This is a genomic window from Haloferax sp. Atlit-12N (assembly GCF_003383095.1).
Lineage (GTDB): Archaea > Halobacteriota > Halobacteria > Halobacteriales > Haloferacaceae > Haloferax.
This window is the reverse complement of record NZ_PSYW01000003.1, coordinates 319,490-335,807: the sequence shown is the minus strand read 5'-3', so window position 1 is coordinate 335,807 and position 16,318 is coordinate 319,490. Positions and strand designations below refer to the sequence as shown.

Annotated in this window: 15 protein-coding genes; 5 read left to right on the top strand and 10 right to left on the bottom strand. The window is 67.8% G+C overall.

What is annotated here, in order from left to right; genetic code table 11:
* Positions 1-74: 74 nt before the first annotated feature.
* The 4 genes from C5B90_RS15845 to C5B90_RS15830 all read right to left on the bottom strand — a co-directional run bounded on the left by C5B90_RS15845 (position 75) and on the right by C5B90_RS15830 (position 4,063).
* Positions 75-1,259, bottom strand: a complete 1,185-nt coding sequence (locus C5B90_RS15845) for an MFS transporter (protein WP_115883039.1) — start codon at positions 1,257-1,259, stop codon at positions 75-77.
* Positions 1,260-1,413: 154 nt separating this feature from the next.
* Positions 1,414-2,568, bottom strand: coding sequence for a UxaA family hydrolase (locus C5B90_RS15840; RefSeq protein WP_115882932.1), 1,155 nt, complete (start codon positions 2,566-2,568; stop codon positions 1,414-1,416).
* The gene (locus C5B90_RS15835) at positions 2,565-2,876 is read right to left on the bottom strand and encodes a UxaA family hydrolase (protein WP_115882931.1); all 312 of its coding nucleotides are present in this window, start codon (positions 2,874-2,876) and stop codon (positions 2,565-2,567) included. The genes C5B90_RS15840 and C5B90_RS15835 overlap by 4 nt, the downstream gene beginning before the upstream one ends.
* The gene (locus tag C5B90_RS15830) at positions 2,873-4,063 is read right to left on the bottom strand and encodes a UxaA family hydrolase (protein WP_115882930.1); all 1,191 of its coding nucleotides are present in this window, start codon (positions 4,061-4,063) and stop codon (positions 2,873-2,875) included. Before C5B90_RS15830 ends, C5B90_RS15835 begins: the two co-directional genes overlap by 4 nt.
* 86 nt (positions 4,064-4,149) lie before the next feature.
* Here C5B90_RS15830 and C5B90_RS15825 point away from each other — a divergent pair, with 86 nt between their 5' ends.
* The 3 genes from C5B90_RS15825 (at position 4,150) to C5B90_RS15815 (ending at position 5,893) form a co-directional block, all read left to right on the top strand.
* Entirely contained in the window at positions 4,150-4,833 is a 684-nt protein-coding gene (locus C5B90_RS15825; protein WP_115882929.1) for a carbohydrate-binding family 9-like protein, read from the top strand.
* Positions 4,834-4,926: 93 nt separating this feature from the next.
* Entirely contained in the window at positions 4,927-5,580 is a 654-nt protein-coding gene (locus tag C5B90_RS15820; RefSeq protein ID WP_115882928.1) for a ThuA domain-containing protein, read from the top strand.
* A 70-nt stretch (positions 5,581-5,650) separates the two neighbouring features.
* Positions 5,651-5,893, top strand: coding sequence for a hypothetical protein (locus tag C5B90_RS15815; RefSeq protein WP_115882927.1), 243 nt, complete (start codon positions 5,651-5,653; stop codon positions 5,891-5,893).
* A gap of 56 nt (positions 5,894-5,949) precedes the next feature.
* On the opposite strand, the gene C5B90_RS15810 is transcribed toward C5B90_RS15815, so the two are convergent.
* The 6 genes from C5B90_RS15810 to C5B90_RS15785 form a co-directional block, all read right to left on the bottom strand.
* Positions 5,950-7,032 carry an LLM class flavin-dependent oxidoreductase gene (locus C5B90_RS15810; protein ID WP_115882926.1) on the bottom strand — a complete coding sequence of 361 codons (1,083 nt, stop codon included), beginning with the start codon at positions 7,030-7,032 and terminating at the stop codon, positions 5,950-5,952.
* Between the two features lie 84 nt (positions 7,033-7,116).
* On the bottom strand, positions 7,117-8,550 hold the full coding sequence (locus C5B90_RS15805) for a glycoside hydrolase family 4 (RefSeq protein ID WP_115882925.1): 1,434 nt from the start codon (positions 8,548-8,550) through the stop codon (positions 7,117-7,119).
* Between the two features lie 63 nt (positions 8,551-8,613).
* Positions 8,614-9,063 carry a universal stress protein gene (locus C5B90_RS15800; protein ID WP_004971521.1) on the bottom strand — a complete coding sequence of 150 codons (450 nt, stop codon included), beginning with the start codon at positions 9,061-9,063 and terminating at the stop codon, positions 8,614-8,616.
* A 131-nt stretch (positions 9,064-9,194) separates the two neighbouring features.
* On the bottom strand, positions 9,195-10,331 hold the full coding sequence (locus C5B90_RS15795; protein WP_115882924.1) for a mandelate racemase/muconate lactonizing enzyme family protein: 1,137 nt from the start codon (positions 10,329-10,331) through the stop codon (positions 9,195-9,197).
* A gap of 119 nt (positions 10,332-10,450) precedes the next feature.
* Positions 10,451-11,692, bottom strand: a complete 1,242-nt coding sequence (locus C5B90_RS15790; RefSeq protein ID WP_115882923.1) for a mandelate racemase/muconate lactonizing enzyme family protein — start codon at positions 11,690-11,692, stop codon at positions 10,451-10,453.
* Between the two features lie 92 nt (positions 11,693-11,784).
* Entirely contained in the window at positions 11,785-12,837 is a 1,053-nt protein-coding gene (locus tag C5B90_RS15785) for a Gfo/Idh/MocA family protein (protein ID WP_115882922.1), read from the bottom strand.
* A 114-nt stretch (positions 12,838-12,951) separates the two neighbouring features.
* Between C5B90_RS15785 and C5B90_RS15780 the strand changes: the two genes are divergently transcribed.
* Together C5B90_RS15780 and C5B90_RS15775 are read left to right on the top strand one after the other, a co-directional pair.
* A complete protein-coding gene (locus C5B90_RS15780) occupies positions 12,952-13,890 on the top strand; it encodes a dihydrodipicolinate synthase family protein (protein WP_115882921.1) in 939 nt (312 codons plus the stop codon).
* Between the two features lie 213 nt (positions 13,891-14,103).
* A complete protein-coding gene (locus C5B90_RS15775) occupies positions 14,104-16,044 on the top strand; it encodes a hypothetical protein (protein ID WP_115882920.1) in 1,941 nt (646 codons plus the stop codon).
* Positions 16,045-16,318: the final 274 nt, after the last annotated feature.

Below are 16,318 nucleotides of genomic sequence, written 5' to 3'. Positions count from 1 at the left end.
ATCGACTCGAACGTCAGCGGGCGGCGTGATAAGCGTTTACCAGCGCGTCGGGCGGTCGTACGGCGTGGCGCGGCTCACTCGGGTGAGAAACTCTCGGTGAGCGTCCGTCCGACCAGCCCGGCGGCAACGAACGCGAGGACGCTGGTGCAGACGAACGCCGTGGCGTAGTCGAACCGGGTGGCGAGCACGCCGACGAGAAGCGGTCCGAGAACGCCGCCGAGACCGCGGGCGGTCGAGCGAAGTCCCATCAGTTCGGACTCGCGGTCGACCGGGGCCACATCTGCGACGAAGGCGATGGTACCCACAGTGAGCATCGAGAACGTGACCGCGTGGACGACGAAGGCGGTGCTGCTGATACCGATGCGGGCGAGCTGCCCGTCGGGGAGAAGCGCGAGCACGACGACGAGCGCCTGTATGCCGCTGCCGGCGAGGCCGCCGACGATGAGTTTCTTCCGCCCGATACTGTCGCTCAGGCGGCCGAAGCCGTACATCGAGACCACCCGGACCGCGGGACTGACCGCAAGCACGGCACCCATGACGACGTTCGAGAGCCCCACGTCGGCGACGAGGAACACCGGGACGACCGAGATGAAGCCCTTCTCGGTCATGTTCCGGAGGACGATACCGACGTACAGCCAGCCGAGTCCGGTCCGCTCGAACAGTTCCCGCCGCGCGCCGCCGGGGAGGAGTCGTCCGCGGACTTCCCCCAGGAGTCGACCCGTGGTCAGTGTCTCTTCGGACGGCGGTGTCGGGTCGGCGATGCGGAGCGTGAGGAGCGTCGCCACGAGTCCGAGACCGACGACGACGAGATAGAGGTCGGTCGGCACGAGCAGGCCGACGAGATAGCCGACGAACAGCCGACCGCTGATAGCCCCGGTAGAGCGGGCGCTGCTGTAGAAACCGATGGAGCGTCCGCGCTCCGACTCGCCGCCCGACTCGCTCACGATAGTGAGAATCACCGACTGGAAACCGGCGGTGAACACCGCGAAGAGGCCCCGACAGACGATTTGGAGCGGAACCGAGGCGCTGACCGTCAACGGAACGACGGCGAGCGTCGAGAGAAACGCGGTGCCGATGAGTATCGCGCGCCGTCGTCCCGTGATGTCGGCGATTGCGCCCCAGACCGGGGCGAACACGAACAGTCCGAAGGAGAACGCCGCGTACGCGAGGCTCACCGCGAACGGCGACCCCTGTTCTCCGATGTAGAGCGCCATCGCCGTCCCGAAGAGCGACCCGCACGCGACGCGCGAGATACCGATGAGCGCGAGTGCGCTTCGCTGTCCACGACTCGCTGGTCGAGCCTGCTGATTGACTACCACTACGACTCGGTGTGACACTACCACCCAATAAAGATTGGCGAGGCGGAAGACGACATATTCATCTCACTGACACGTCCGAATTGCCGGAACGGGCTCAGGTCGACGGGCCGGCCCGGGCGATGGCGAACTCCGTGAGTCCGTGTTGCTCGGCACACGTCCGGTCACCGTCGGCGACGGCGAGAAGGAGCGATTCGAGGTCGTCCGCGTCCGCCTCGCGGGCGTCGAGGTCGATGTCGTCGGGGACGGCCGCGAGGGTGTCCGCGTCGCCGGAGAGCTTCACCACTGGGACGATGGGATGGCCGGCGGGCGTCCCCTGTCCCGTGACGTGGAGGACGAGGTGCGCGCCCGCGGCGGCGAGGCCGGTTGCGGCCTCTTCGACCCGGGAGGGCGCGTCGAGAATCGTCACGCCGCCGCCCTCATCGCCGACTCGCTCCCCGTACGCCGCGATACCCGCGACCGGTGCGTCGCCGATGAATCCCGTCGCGGCCTCAAATCCTTGGGTCGCCGCCTCCGTTCCGACGCGCGTCGCTCTCGCAGGTCTGTCCGCCGCGTCAAGCAGTCGGTCGGCGGCCGCGTCGCCGACGAGTGCCCGCGTCTCGTCGGGGTGCGCAGCGAACCGTTCATTGCCGGCGACGATGACCCGGCCGCCGGCCGCCGCGACTCGCTCGACCAACTCGGCGACGAGCGGGTGCGCGTGCCGTCTGGTCGAGTCCGCGAGGTCATCGACGACGACGCCGACTGTGAGGTCGCCGAGGGTCGCCGCCGGTTCGTCGGCTGTTGTGGTCGAGTCGTCTGCCTCCGCTGGCTCCTGCGCGGCCGCCGACTCGCGGAGGTCGGCAACGGCGGCCACGCCGCGGTCGGCGCAGGCGTCGGTCCCCCCGGTGTCCTGTATCGTGAGTTCGCGGACCGGAAGCCCGCGTTCTTCGACCGCCGCCGCGACGACGTCGCTCCGGACCGTCTCACAGCCGAGACCGACGACGACCGTCCCTGCGACGTTGGGATTGCCGGCGAGGCCGACGAGCGTCCGCTCGGTCTGTTCGGCGTCCGCGCCCAGTTGCCCACAGCCGTGGTCGTGGGGCGCGGCCACCGCACCCGGCGAACGGGCGGCTATCTCCTCGGCGACGACGTGCGAGCAGATGACCGACGGGAGAACGAGCACCCGATTGCGGATGCCGAGGCGGCCGTCGGGTCGGGGGTAGCCAGCGAACGAGTCGCGGCCGATTCGGTTGGAGAGGCGGTTTTCGGTCATCGCTCCGCCTCCGTCGCCGCCACATCGCCGCGGCCGCGAGTGCTCTCGCAGTTGTGCGTGTGGACCCATTCGCCGGCCGCGACCGCCTCCGTGGCCCGCCCGATGACCTCGCCGTATTTCTGAACCGTCTCGCCGGCCGACAGCGGTTCGAGGGCGAATTTATGACCGAACGGAACGTCGTCCGCGAGCGTCACCGCCTGGTCTCCATCGCGGACCTCGCGCCCGGCGTCGAGGTCTTCGAGCGCCGTCGCCACGCTGTCGCCATCGGCCAGCACGAGGGCGGCCCCGTCGAGGACGCGACCCTTCATGTGCCCCGCACCTCCGCGAGTTCGCGCGGGTGGACCTCCGTGATGGCAAACTCCTCCATCCGGCGCGTCTCGGCCCCGGTTCGCTTCCCGTCGGCGACAGCGAGCACCTCGTCGAAGATGCGCTCACCAACCTCGGAAATCGTCGCGTCGCCCTCGACCACCGCCCCGGCGTTCACGTCCATGTTCGACCGCATGCGCTCCCACGTCCGGGGGTTGCCCGTGACCTTCACCACAGGCGCGACGGGGTTGCCGGTGGTACTCCCGCGGCCGGTGGTGAAGACGATAATCTGCGCCCCGCCGGCGACCTTGCCGACGACGCTCTCCACGTCGTAGCCCGGCGTGTCCATCAAGACGAGGCCGCCGCCGACCGGCAGGCGCTCGGCGTAGTCGACGATGCCGCGCACGGGAGTCGTCCCACCCTTGGAGATGGCTCCGAGGCTCTTTTCCTCGATGGTCGTGAGCCCGCCCTCCTGATTGCCGGGCGAGGGCTGTGCGCCCCGGAGGTCGACGCCCATCAGGTCGGCGGTCGCCTCGCGACGCTCGACGCGGTCGAGCAGTCTGCGGCGGGTCTCCTCGTCGGCGCACCGCTCCGCGAGGACGTGCTCCGCGCCGATGAACTCCGGCGTCTCGCTGAACGAGGCGGTTCCCCCGGCCGCGACGAGACGGTCGCAGGCGTCGCCGACGGCGGGGTTGGCGGCGATACCCGAGGTGGCGTCGCTCCCGCCGCACTCGACGCCGACGACGAGTTCGCTCGCGTCGGCCGACTCGTGACGGGCGTCCGCGGCTGCCTCGTTCAGCGAGTCGAGGGCGGTTCGCCCGCGCTGGAGGGCCGCGGCCGTCCCGCCGACCTCGCGGACCGACAGCGTCTCCACCGGCTTCCCGTCGCGGGCGATTCGGTCGGCGATGTCGTCGGCGTCGATGTCCTCGGTTCCGAACTCGACGACGAGCGCCGCGCCGACGTTCGGATTTCGCCCGACGCCGACCAGCACCCGCTCGGTCTGTGCCCGCGCCTCGTCCGGTTGGTTCGCTCCCATCTGGTGCGGCGTCGCGCGTGCCCACGCCCCCGCCTCGGCCGCGATGCCGCGGGCGACACACGACGACGCGACCGAGGTCGGAAGGACGGCGACGTGGTTTCTGACCCCGATGCGGCCGCTCTCCCGGCGGTAGCCGGTGAACTCTCGTCTCATACCACGCGATTCGGTAGCGCCCGACAAAGTGGTTTCGTCGGGCGCGGGCGGAACGCTCTTGCGGGCGGGTCGAGTGAGTGTGTCGTATGCGAACCTACGAAGTCAGCCGCATCGACGCGGCCAGAGCGGTCCCGCTGACTGGTGCGGTCGACGGGACGGTGTGGGAGCGGGCGAACGTCGCCCGACTGGACGAGTACGCGTGGGGCGACGAGCCCGGTCCGGAGACGACGGTTAGGGCGCTGTTCGACGCGGAAGCGCTCTACCTGCAGTTCCACGTCGAAGACGACGAGATAACCGCCGACGTGACGGAGCTGAACGGGCCGACGTTCGAGGATAGTTCGGTCGAACTGTTCGCCACGCCGGCCCCGCCCGAGGACGGCTCGCCGGGACGGTACTTCAACTTCGAGGCGAACTGCTGCGGTACGTTCAAACTCGCGTGGCAGGAGCCGAACTGGCGCGAGCGCGACATCGGCCGCGACCCCGTCTCGCCGACCGATGCGGCGGCCGTCGAGGTGGAAACGTCCGTCCCCGGCCCCACGAAGACCGCGTCCCCGGACGACGACTCGTGGTGGCTCGCGGCGCGGCTCCCGCTTTCGACGCTCCGGTCGCTGACCGACCTCCCGCTCGAACTCGACTCGGGGACAGTCTGGCGCGGGAACTTCTACCGGAGCGGCCTCCCCGACGCGCAGAAGGGGACGTGGAACCGCATCGAACTGCCGGAGCCGACGTACCACTCGCCGTCGTTCTTCGGGCGCATCGAGTTCGAGTGAGCGGTCGCCTCGGAGGGTTGCCCCAGACGGTCGTACCGAGCAGGTCGTGGTGGCACCGAAACGGCTTTTCACACGGGCCGAGAACGGCAGTCCATGCAACAGCCGTCAGCGTTAGTCATCGGAGAGACGACCTTCTCGTTCCACGACTTCGAGGAGATGCGACCGCACATCGAGTCCGCCATCGGCGACGCCGCCGAGGTGACCGCGACAACCGACAAAGACGCCCTCGCCGACCTCGGGGGTTACGACCTCGTCGTGGACTACCTGACGGACGCGACCCTGACACCCGCGCAGTTGGACGGCCTCCTCGGGTTCGTCCGCGACGGCGGGGCGTATCTCGGTCTCCACTGCGCCGCCGACCTCATCAACGTCCACGACGGCGACGGCGGCCTCGACAAACGCGACGAGCCGTTTCCCGACCTCCGCGACCTCATCGGCGGCCATTTCCTCACCCACCCCGAGCGGTCGACGTTCGGCGTCGAAATCGTCTCCGACCACGCCGTGACTGACGGCGTCTCAGACTTCGAGGTGCTCGACGAGCCGTATCAGGTCGACGTGGACGACGACGTGACCGTGCTCGCGCGTATGGACCATCCCGACCTCACCGACTACCCGGTCGCGTGGGTCCGCGAGTACGGTGCGGGGCGAGTCTGTTACGCATCGCTCGGCCACACCGCCGAGGCCTTCGAGAACGAGGACTACCGGCGACTGCTCCGCAACGCCGTCGGCTGGCTGGTCCGCGCCTGAGCGGGTCGACCGCGGCGTCGCCGGCGGCGGCGTGTGAACGTTTATCCCGGTCGGTTCCGAACGTCGATACATGAACCTTCGAGCCGCCGACCTGACCGTGTTCGTGTTCGTCCTCGGCGTCATGCTCTCGGGAATGTGGCTGGCCCAGCAGTTCGGCATGGAGTGGTCGCCGACGCTGTTCGCCATCGTCGCCGTCGTCGCAGCCGTCTGGACGGTGTACTACCGATTCGGCGTGGAGCCGCGAATCGACGCGAGTAGAGGAGACGACGACGGCCGACAAGAGGCCGGCGTCAGCGACGGCGCACAGGAGTGACCGACTGACCGCATCAGCCGGTGTCGGCGACCGACGCTCCGGTTCGTCCCGCCGCGCTACCGCTCGCTGAAGTACGGGATAATCTCGTTTTCGTAGTGCCGCATCGTCTCCTCGTAGTCACCGACCGGGATGAGAACGAGGTTATCGACGCCCGCGTCGCGGAACGCCTCGATGCGCTCGATGGCGCGGGCGGGGTCGCCGGCGACGCAGATGTCGTCAACAGCCTCGTCGGGGATGCGCTCGGCCGCCGCCGACAGTTGCCGTTCCTGTTGCTCGTCGAACGCCATCTGCCACATGATTGGCGTCGACTCCGCGATATCCTCGTAGCCCATGTCGGCGAGGAGCGGCGGCCGGAGCGCGAGATTCACGCGGTTACGCTCGATGCCGGCCGCGCGCGCCTCGTCGCCGTCGTCGGAGACTGTCGTCGGAACCATGACGGCGCGGTCGATGGCCTCGGGGTCGCGGCCGCGGTCTGCGGCCACGTCGAGGACTTTCTGCAGGTCGGCCGCGTACTCGTCGGGCGAGTAAATCCACGGGAACCAGCCGTCCGCGACCGCGCCCGTCAGACCGCGCATGCTCTCGCCGTAGCCGCCTATCCAGAGCGGCGGGCGCGGGTCCTGTGCGGGCTTCAGCCCCATGTGCGCGTCGTCGAGGTCGAAGTAGTCCCCCGCGAAGGAAAACGGCTCGTCTACCGTCGAGTTCCACAGCCCGTCGATGACGGCGACGCACTCCCTGAACCGGGTGTACGGGTCGTCCCAGTCGATGTCCGAAATCGGGGCGAAGTTGAACGCCTCGCCGGCCCCGATGCCGAGACCGGCTCGACCGTCCGTCATCCGGTCCAGCGTGGCCGTGACGTGCGCGAGTTCGGTCGGGTGCCGGCGCACCGAGTCGGCGACGCCGGGCATGAGAGTCACCTCATCGGTGCGCTGGGCTATCGCCCCGAGGACGGAGAACGCCTCCCACGGCGGGTCCACCAGATACTCCTCGGAGCCGGTCGGATGAAACAGGTGGTCCGGGACGGTGACGGTGTCGAACCCGGCCGTCTCGGCTCGGACCGCTCGCTGGATGGTTTCCTCGACGTTTCCGTAGCTGACAACTTGACAGCCGAAGCTCAAACCGCGGCTATTGGCGCTCGACATCGCGTGTACCGACTGGACGGCGGGATAAATAGCTGACCCCGAAAGCGGGGAGGTGACGTGTTCGCAGGGGTTCGAAACGCCGGCTTACGCCTGCAGGACCGACGCGTCGAGGTCGTAGTCGGCGAAGTACTCGCGCTCCAGTTCGACGAGTTTCGCGAACAGCTCCTGTGCCTCGTCGCGCGAGACGGTGACGAGCGGTTCGTTGAGGAACGCCTGAAACGCGAGGTCGAGGTCGCCCTCGAAGCCCGCGCGCACGAGCGTCTCCTGATTCGTGACGTGGGTTTCGACCATGCTCTCGACCTCGTCGGGGAGGCCGCCCGCACAGAGGGGTGTCACGTCGTCGCCGGAGAGGAGCGCGTTCGTCTCCACCACCGCGCCCTCGGGGAGACCGTCGACCTGCCCCTCGTTGGGGTAGTTGAGATGCGTGACGAACGTTCCCTCGCCGGAGAGCGCCCGCATGATGTCGACCGCCTCCTCGCCCGACTCGTGGAACTCGAACTCCGCGTCGCCTTCGAGGTAGCGCTCCATCTCGTCCGGACCCTCGTCGTCGGAGACGCGGGCCGAACTCGGCGTGAGTCGGATACCGTAGCGCTGGATTTCCTCGGGTTCGTCGATGCTCAGATACCACGGGACGAACTCCACGAGGTGACGGTCGCCCGCCGCGCCGAGGACGCCGAAGCGGTCGTAGAGGTCGAGGGCGACCTCCTCGTTGTTCACCCAGTAGGATTCGGCGTCGAGGTCGCCCGGCTCGCGGTCGAAAAGCGACTTTCGCCGGTCGAGTTCCTCGTCGAGGTACTGGAACACGTCGCGGTCGCGCCACCGCGCCTCGTCGACCCACGTGAAGTGGTTGACCCCCTTGACGTTGACCCGAACCTCGTCGCGGGCGACGTCCTCGGCGTCGTCGATGTAGCGCTCCGCCATCTCGGCGAACAGCTTCTGCGTCTTGAACACCTCGTGACAGAGCCCAATGGCCTTGATGTCCGGGAACTCCTCGTAGAGCGTCCGCGTGCAGACCGTCATCGGGTTGGTGTAGTTGATGACCCACGCGTCCGGACAGCGCTCGCGGACCGTCGCGGCGATTTCGCGGTACTGCGGAATCGCTCGCAGCGCCCGAATCGCCCCGCCGGGGCCGACGGTGTCGGCGACCGTCTGATAGATGCCGTACTCCTGGGGCACGTCGATGTCGTGGACGAACGTCTCGCCCGGCGGGTCCTGAATCGAGCAGATGACGAAATCGGCCCCGTCGAGCGCCTTGTCCATGCTCCGGGTCGCCTCGAACGACCAGTCACCGACCGCCTCATCGCGGTCCATCACGCGGTTGCCGAGGAGGGCGTTCTTCGACGCCATCTCGTAGTTCACGTCGTACAGCGTGACGCTCCCCGCGAGGTCAGGACACTGCGCGAGGTCGTTGATGAGCGTGTGGGCCCACCCCTGACTCCCGCCGCCGATGTAGCCGATGTCGATGGTTCGGGACGAACCCGACGGTACAGGCTCCGCTTGCTCCGACAGCTGATACATGTGATAACACGAGACGGGTCGCGGTCGCAAATAGCTGTCGTTTCGGGGGGTCCGGGTGCGCCGTCACTCGGTCAGGATGGTGACCGGCCCGTCGAAGTTGAGGACGACGCGCTGTGCGGTGTCGCCGAACAGCGCCTTCCCGGTCGGCGAGCGCTGTCGCCCGGCGACGTAGACGTGGTCACAGCCGCGCTCGTCGGCGACGCGAATCACCTCGTCCGCGAACTCGCCCTCGTCGGCCACGACGGTGACGGCGTCGTACTCGACGGTTCCGTCCACCGACTCGAACGCCTCATCGGCGGCCTGCGACGCGAAGCGGGTGGCGACTTCCCGCGCGGAGTTCGACTCCAGCGGCGTGTTGGCGGCGTCGCTCATCGCCTGCAACGTCTCGGCGTTCTCGACGATCTCGTCCTCGGTGATTCGCGTGAGGAGTACGAGCGGTGTGTCCGTGCCGGCCGCGATTTGTCCCGCCTCAGTAAGGAGGCGCTCGTTGGAGTCCGTACTGTCGACTACCACTAGCGATGACTGCATACCGGTGCCACGGTGCTTTAACGCATAAAACTATCCCGCGAGTCGCCGCGAGTCGGAACAGCGCGGGGTCGGTTCGGCGGTGCGGCGCGCGGGGGAGACGACGGAGCGACCAGCGCTCAGCGGTCAGCTCGGTACCGCTCAAGCGCGTCTTCGTCGATTTCGACGCCCAGTCCGGGTGCCTGTGGCACGTCCACTTCGCCGCCAGTCGGGTCGAACGGGGTTTGCAGAATCTCGTCGCGGAGCGGGTTCTCGCTCCGGTCGAACTCGACCATCATCGGGTCCGGGACGTGCCGCGTGTGCGGGTAGTCCGAGACCGACGCCGCGAACTGGACCGCCGCGGCGAGGCCGACAGCGCTGTTCCAGATGTGCGGCCGGACCGCCACGTTCTCCGTGCTGGCGAGGTCGGCGATTCGGCTCGCCTCCGAGAGCCCGCCGCACCTGCCGAGGTTCGGCTGGACCACGTCGACCGTCCGGTCGTCCACGAGGCGCTTGAACTCGAACCGGCCGTAGTGCGCCTCGCCGGCCGCGAGAGGCACGTCGGCGCCGCGTTTGACCTCGCGGTAGCCCGAGAGGTTCTCCGGCGGGACCGGCTCTTCCATCCACGTGATGTCGAACTCCTCGATGGCCTTCGCGGTTCGAATCGCCTGTCGCGGCCGGTAGTTCCCGTTGATGTCGACCATCAGTCGCGCGTCGTCGCCGAGAAGTTGGCGGGCGGTTCGAACCCGCTCCACGTCGGAGTCGGTGCCGCTGCCGATTTTTATCTTGGCCGCCGAGAAGCCCTCGTCGACGGCGTCGCGAATCGGCTCGGCGATGTCTCGGTCCTCCTCGGTGAAGTACATCGTCGAGGCGTAGGCCGTGAGCGTCTCGCGGGGCGTCCCGCCGAGGAGCCGGTGGACGGGCTTGCCGGTCGCCTTGCCGACGAGGTCCCACAGCGCCACGTCGATGCCGCTGAGGGCGCTCTGGACGAAGACGCTCCCGCCGAAGTGGTACGGGTCGGTGTACGACTCCTCGGCGAGTCGCCGCACGTCGAAGGGGTCCATGCCGACCACGTCGTCGCGGAAGAACTCGTCGACGACGGGCGCGACGACGCTCCCCGGCGCGAACGCCTCGCCCCAGCCGACCTCGCCGGTGTCGGTGTCGACGCGGATGAGTGTCGTCGCCCTGTCGTGGCCGAACCCGCGGGCGTCGCCGAGGCCCTGCCCGTCGGGGAGGCGGTGCGATATCGGGATGACTTCGATGTCGGTTACGTGCATGAAAAATGTACCACGGAGAGACGCATTATAGCTTGTGCAGACGGCGAACGCGGCGAGACAGCCGGGTCGGGGAGTGGCGAGGCAGACGAAAGGCGACGAGGCGCGTGCGAATCGCCGACTCAGTCCTCGTCGTAGTGGAACTCGGTCCACGGCCCGTCGCGGAACGGGTAGTCGTCGAGCACGTCGAGGTTCACCTCGACGCCAAGCCCCGGCTCGTCGGACAGCGAGAGGACGCCGTCCTCGACGGCGGGTTGGCCCTCGATGATGTCGAACGCGAGGTCGAAGGGGTACATGCCGGGGTCGGTGTCGGCGTCGAGGAGCGGGTCGTCCTCGAAGACCGGGTATTCGAGGAGCGACACCTCGGGCGCGGCCGCGACGAGATGTGCGTTGGCGAGCAGGCCGACCCACGTCCCGAAGTTATGCGGGACGAACTCCACGTCGCGGCCGACGCAGGACTCGACCGCGGGACGACAGCCGGTGTAGCCGCAGTGGTGGCGAACGTCGCCCTGCAGGAAGTCCACCGCGCCCGTCTCGCCGAGCGCGACGAGTCCCTCGGGCGTCGGTTCGCTCTCGCCGCCGGCCAGCTGCGCGCCCGTCTCCGCGAGTTCGATGTAGCCCGCGTGGTCGTCGGGCGAGACCGGCTCTTCGACCCAGTAGCAGTCCCGCTCGGCGGCGAAGGTGACGAGGTCCTCGACCGTCTCGCGGTCGTAGCCGTCCCGAATCTTCCACCACGTGTGCACGTCGAGCATCACTTCCATGTCGCCCGCGACGTCGGCGAGGAGTTCGATTGTTCGGCGGTCCCCGTCGGGGCCGATGCCCGGTCGGTACTTGTAGCCGAAGAAGCCGAGGTCGCGGATGGTCGCCGCCTGTTCGGCGTAGCCCTCGGGTTCCATGTACATCCCGGCGCTCGCGTACAGGGGCATCTCCGTCGTCGGGTCGGTGCCGTACTCGTCGGCGAGGAGTTCGTAGATGGGCGCGCCGACCTCCTTCCCGCGGATGTCGTACAGCGCCACGTCGAGCGCCGAGATGGCCTCGTGGCGGAGTCGGTCGGGCAGGTCGGTGTCGCGGAGTATCGCGTGGGCGTCTTCGACTTCCTCGACGGTCTCGCCTTCGAGCGCGTCGGCGACTGCGCCGTTGACGACGTCCGCGAAGGTTCCCTGCGAGTCGCCCTCGAAATACTCCCGCATCGCGGAACTGCTCGCACCGGCGGTTGCGATGCCGCGGGTGCCGTCGGCCGATTCGACGACGACAAGCACCACGTCGCGTTTGAGCAGGCGACGGGTGCCACCGTGGAAGGGGCGGTCCTGCGGCGGTTCGATGGGTGACGAGAGAGCGTATCCGCTGATAGTCGCGATTCGCATACCTCTACAGACTCGGCCATCACGATAAAACTCCGCCTCGCAAGCGGGACTCGGGAAGGGGAAGGAGACAACCGGGAGAGAAAGGCGGCGCGCTACTGGAAGACGTCAGAGGCGAACGGGTAGAGTTCGTCGAGGGCGACGCGCTCGTTCCGCCGGCCCGACTCGTAGGCCGCCATGGTGATGAGGACCGCCTTGAGGCCGTCGCGGGCGGTCGCGGGCGGCGTCTCGCCGGTCTCTATCGCGTCGAGGAACGCGGTGCCCTTGCTCAGCCACCGCTCGTAGCCGTCGTAGGGGTGGTGTTCGGTCCCTTCGTCGTCGATAACGTAGCCGGTCCGGTCGTCCCACTCGTGGCCTTCGAGGTATATCGCCCCCTCGTCGTCCCAGATGTGGACGTGCTCGCGGGTCCGCGCGACGACGCCCGTGTCGGAGACGTTCGCCACCGCGCCCTCCGCGAACTCGATGATGATGGAGGACTGGCGGTCGAACACCTGCTCGTCGTCGTGGAAGTCGACGTAGGCGTTGACGTGGGTGGGCGTGAGGCCGGTCGTCCAGAGGATGGCGTCGATGACGTGGGTGCCGACGTTCAGGAGGTGGCCGCCGCCGCTCAACTCGGGTTTCATCCGCCAGTCGTCTTCCTTCTCGTAGTAGGACTGCCAGTCGTGAGTCACCTCGCCGGTGATAAATCGCGGGACGCGGTCGCCGTCAGCCCACTCCTTGTGAGCGCGCTTGTAGGCCGGGTTGAAGTGTCGCTGGTAGCCGACCATCACGGTTTGGTCGCTCGCCTCGGCGCGGGTCGTGAGTTCGTAGGCCTCCTCGGCGTCGGTCGCGAGCGGCTTCTCGCAGAGGACGTGCAGGCCGCGGTCGAGCACGGCCGAGGTCTGTTCGTAGTGGAGGCCGTTGGGCGTCGCGACCGCGACGGCGTCCATCGGGGCCGAGTCGAGGAACGCCTCGAACGACCGGTAGCGGTGCGCCTCGGGAACGTCGAAGGAGTCGCCGACCTCGGCGAGACCGTCGGGGTCCACGTCGGAGATGGCGACGAGTTCCGACCGGGGGAGTTCGACGAACTGTTGACAGAGCCGGCGACCGAGGCTACCGAGGCCGACGACTCCGACGGCGATTGGAGACGAGTCTGTCTGACGCGGCATGGCTTCGACTACAGAGATGGGGCAGATAACTGTTTTGACGGTCCTCGGGCGCTCGGCGTCTCGCGCGACCCCCCTGTCCGAAGATTTTATGCGCGAGTGCCCGGTGGTTCGGGTATGCCACTCGCAGAGAGCGGTGTGCGCGAGCACCTGCGCGGCGTCGCCGCCGGGCTCCTCACCCCGTTCGACGACGACCTCGACATCGAACACGACGAACTGGCAGCGAACGCAACAACGCTCTACGACGAGGGAATCCGCACGTTCCTCGCGTCGGCAAACATCAGTGAATACCACTCGCTGACCCAGCAGGAGCGAATCGCGGTGACGGAGACGGCGGTCGACGCGCTCCCGTCCGACGTGTGTGTCCTCGCCGGCGTCGGCGGGAGCACCGCGGGCGCGCGAGAACTCATCGACGCCTACGACCGCATCGGCGTCGACGGGATGATGATAATGCCGCCGGACCACACCTACATCCACGAGCGCGGCCTGCTTCGCTACTACGAGAAGCTCGCCGAGGCCTCGTCCGCTCCGCTGGTGCCGTACGTGAAGGGCTTTGACCCCTCAATCGGCTACCTCCGCGACCTCGCCGGACTCGACGGCGTGGTCGGCATCAAGTACGCCATCGAAGACGCCGTCAAACTCGGCGCGGCCGCCAGCACTACCGGCGACGACGTGGTCTGGGTGGACGGCCTCGCGGAACCCTTCGCCGTCTCGTTCTGGAACGAGGGTATCGAGGGGTTCTCGGCGGGTGTGAGCAACTTCCGGCCGGAGGTAGGCCTCGCGCTGTTCGAGGCACTCACCGAGGAGAACTGGGAGCGCGCCCGCGAGCTTCGGAACATCTGTCTGCCCTACCAGAACTTCCGCGACCAGACCGGGCAGAACAACAGCCTCGACGGCGCCATCAGCGTCCCAGCGGTGAAGAAGGGCCTCGAACTGGCCGGCCTGCGCGGCGGGGGAGTCCGCGAGCCGATTCGGTCGCTGTCGGCTGAAGACGAGCGCCGCGCCGAGGAACTGTACGACCAACTCGACGACGACATCGAGCGCCTCATCGACTGAACGCGGACGACGGAAGACGCTGCCGACCGACAGCGGCGAGAGCGACGGCCACGGACGGGACCGAGTCGCGTCGCGGTGTCGGCGGGAGAGTGACGACTGAACCGACGGTCCAGCGACGAGACGGCCGGCCTGCGCACCGCGGGCCGGACTGGACAGCTACCAGTATCTCGCGCGACCCAAATATTCATCACCCGAGACGCGGGGTATGTTGGCATGCGCGAGTTCGAAGCGACCGCCGAGGCGACTCGGCCGCCGACGTGGGCGCACAAACAGCGAGCACTCTTCGACCTGACGGCCGACGCGGTCGACCGGTTCGTCGCCGACTACACCGGCCCCGACGGGGAACCGTTCTGGCCGCCGGACGACCACGTGGGCGTCGACGGCTTCGACGACGTGGTCGAGGGGTTCTACAACTGGCCGCTCGTGTACGCGATGGGCGGCGACGAACGCCTGCTCGACCACGCCCGCCGCGTGTACGAGGCCGCGCTCGAACGCGGCGCGGAGACGGAGACGCCGTTCGGCCACCCGATGGTCGTCGACGAGTTCGAACAGTGCCGCGACTGGTTCCACCTCGGCGAGGGCAACCTCTACACGTACAACATGGGTCTCGCCGCGCCCGACGACGCCGCGGTCGTCGACCGGGCGAAGAAGTTCGCGGATTTCTACACCGCCGACTCGGAAACGGGGAACTACGACGCCGAGAACCGCGTGGTTCGCGGGCCGATGAACGGGAGCATGGGCCCGGAGTTCTGCGACTTCTCCGCCTACGAACACCACCCATACGGCGCGGACTACCGCTGGGCCAGGCACGGCCTCCCGTGGCGGGACCTCGAGTTCGACGAGGCCGCGGACCTCCTCGACCCGGCGAACGAAGAGCGCCTGTTCGAAGTGTTGAACGAGCGCTGCGCGAAGGGAGACATCCCACTGAACCTCAACATCACGAGCCTGATGACGAACGCCTACCTCCACACGGGAGACGACCGCTACCGCGAGTGGGTCACCGACTACCTCGACGCGTGGCGGGAGCGGACGGCCGAAAACGGCGGCATCATCCCCGACAACGTCGGGCGCTCCGGTGAAATCGGCGAGTACACCGACGGCTCGTGGTACGGCGGCTACTACGGCTGGTCGTGGGGCGGGTGGCACTACATCGGCATCGGGCCGACGGTCGCCGCCGAGAACGCGGTCCTGCTCGAAGGCGACAGAGAGTATCTCGACTTCCCGCGGTCGCAACTCGACATCCTCATCGAAAACGGCATCGAGGTCGCCGAAAACGACGTACACAGCACCCTCCACATCCCACACAAGTACGGAGACGAGGGTGACTACCACTACGACGCGTCGGGTGTTCTCACAGAAGACGACGGAGAGGTGCTGTGGCGGGACGGTTGGTACGAGTTCCAGCCGCACACGGACGACCCCTACGCGGTTCACCTCTGGTACATGTCGATGCGCGACGAGGACCGAAACCGAGTCCGTCGGCTCCGCGACTGGGGAGAACAGGACTGGCGGCGGGTCGACCCGCGCGCGAAGACGAAACACGGCGACGGTCACGAGTACGCGTGGCTCGCCTACCTCGATGGGGAGTTCCCGGACTACCCGGACCGAATCCTCGAAGCGACGCGCGAGCACGTCGACGAGCGACTACGCCTGTTCGACGCCGAAGGGAACGAGCCGACGACCGTGGACGAAGACTACCTCAGGGACCGGAACCCGGCGTTCCACAAGGCGCTGCTCCAACTCACGATGGGAGCGCCACAGCCCGTCTACTACGGCGGCCTCGTGATGGCGCAGGTCCGGCACTTCGACGCACGCAGGGAGCGGCCGGGACTGCCGGCGGGCGTCGCCGCGCTCGTGGAGTCGGTGACGAAAGACGGAATCGAACTGACGCTGGTCAACACCGGAGCAAGGGAAGAGGAAGTCGTCGTCCAAGCGGGCGCGTACGGCGAACACCGATTTACTACGGTCGAGACCGACGGGGTGGAACGTGGTGTCGACGAAGGCGGAGCAGACGCCGATACGGCCGACGACGAAGGTACGGACGCGCTCCGAGTCCGACTCCCCGCCGGAAGCCGGATGTCGATTCGCGCGGACCTCGACCGCTTCGTCGATGACCCGAGTTACGACCACCCGTGGTCGGAGACGGAGCCGTAGGCGGTACACCGGCCGCGCCGCGTGGGGTTCGGAAGACGCGTACGAGGATTCGAAAACCGTAGATTCGTTCCCATCACGGGAACGACAGTATTCGTCGTGTGGAATCTCACTATTCGAAAGAGCGACTGAGAAGTCTCGAAACCGGTGATTAGCAATCGTGCCGTCTCACAACGGAAACTCCGAGACGAACGCTGTTCCCGTGTTGGGAATTATTAATCAGGAAGTATCCGGTGAGTCCGGGTCGAGAGCCGTCGGAGGCACTCATCAGATAGAT

Coding starts and splice junctions, on each gene's coding strand:
- C5B90_RS15815 (WP_115882927.1), top strand. CDS start 5,651: ATGAACCTTCGAGCCGCCGACCTGACCGTGTTCGTGTTCGTCCTCGGC.
- C5B90_RS15775 (WP_115882920.1), top strand. CDS start 14,104: ATGCGCGAGTTCGAAGCGACCGCCGAGGCGACTCGGCCGCCGACGTGG.
- C5B90_RS15830 (WP_115882930.1), bottom strand. CDS start 4,063: ATGAGACGAGAGTTCACCGGCTACCGCCGGGAGAGCGGCCGCATCGGG.
- C5B90_RS15805 (WP_115882925.1), bottom strand. CDS start 8,550: ATGTATCAGCTGTCGGAGCAAGCGGAGCCTGTACCGTCGGGTTCGTCC.
- C5B90_RS15825 (WP_115882929.1), top strand. CDS start 4,150: ATGCGAACCTACGAAGTCAGCCGCATCGACGCGGCCAGAGCGGTCCCG.
- C5B90_RS15840 (WP_115882932.1), bottom strand. CDS start 2,568: ATGACCGAAAACCGCCTCTCCAACCGAATCGGCCGCGACTCGTTCGCT.
- C5B90_RS15795 (WP_115882924.1), bottom strand. CDS start 10,331: ATGCACGTAACCGACATCGAAGTCATCCCGATATCGCACCGCCTCCCC.
- C5B90_RS15820 (WP_115882928.1), top strand. CDS start 4,927: ATGCAACAGCCGTCAGCGTTAGTCATCGGAGAGACGACCTTCTCGTTC.
- C5B90_RS15790 (WP_115882923.1), bottom strand. CDS start 11,692: ATGCGAATCGCGACTATCAGCGGATACGCTCTCTCGTCACCCATCGAA.
- C5B90_RS15835 (WP_115882931.1), bottom strand. CDS start 2,876: ATGAAGGGTCGCGTCCTCGACGGGGCCGCCCTCGTGCTGGCCGATGGC.
- C5B90_RS15810 (WP_115882926.1), bottom strand. CDS start 7,032: ATGTCGAGCGCCAATAGCCGCGGTTTGAGCTTCGGCTGTCAAGTTGTC.
- C5B90_RS15785 (WP_115882922.1), bottom strand. CDS start 12,837: ATGCCGCGTCAGACAGACTCGTCTCCAATCGCCGTCGGAGTCGTCGGC.
- C5B90_RS15780 (WP_115882921.1), top strand. CDS start 12,952: ATGCCACTCGCAGAGAGCGGTGTGCGCGAGCACCTGCGCGGCGTCGCC.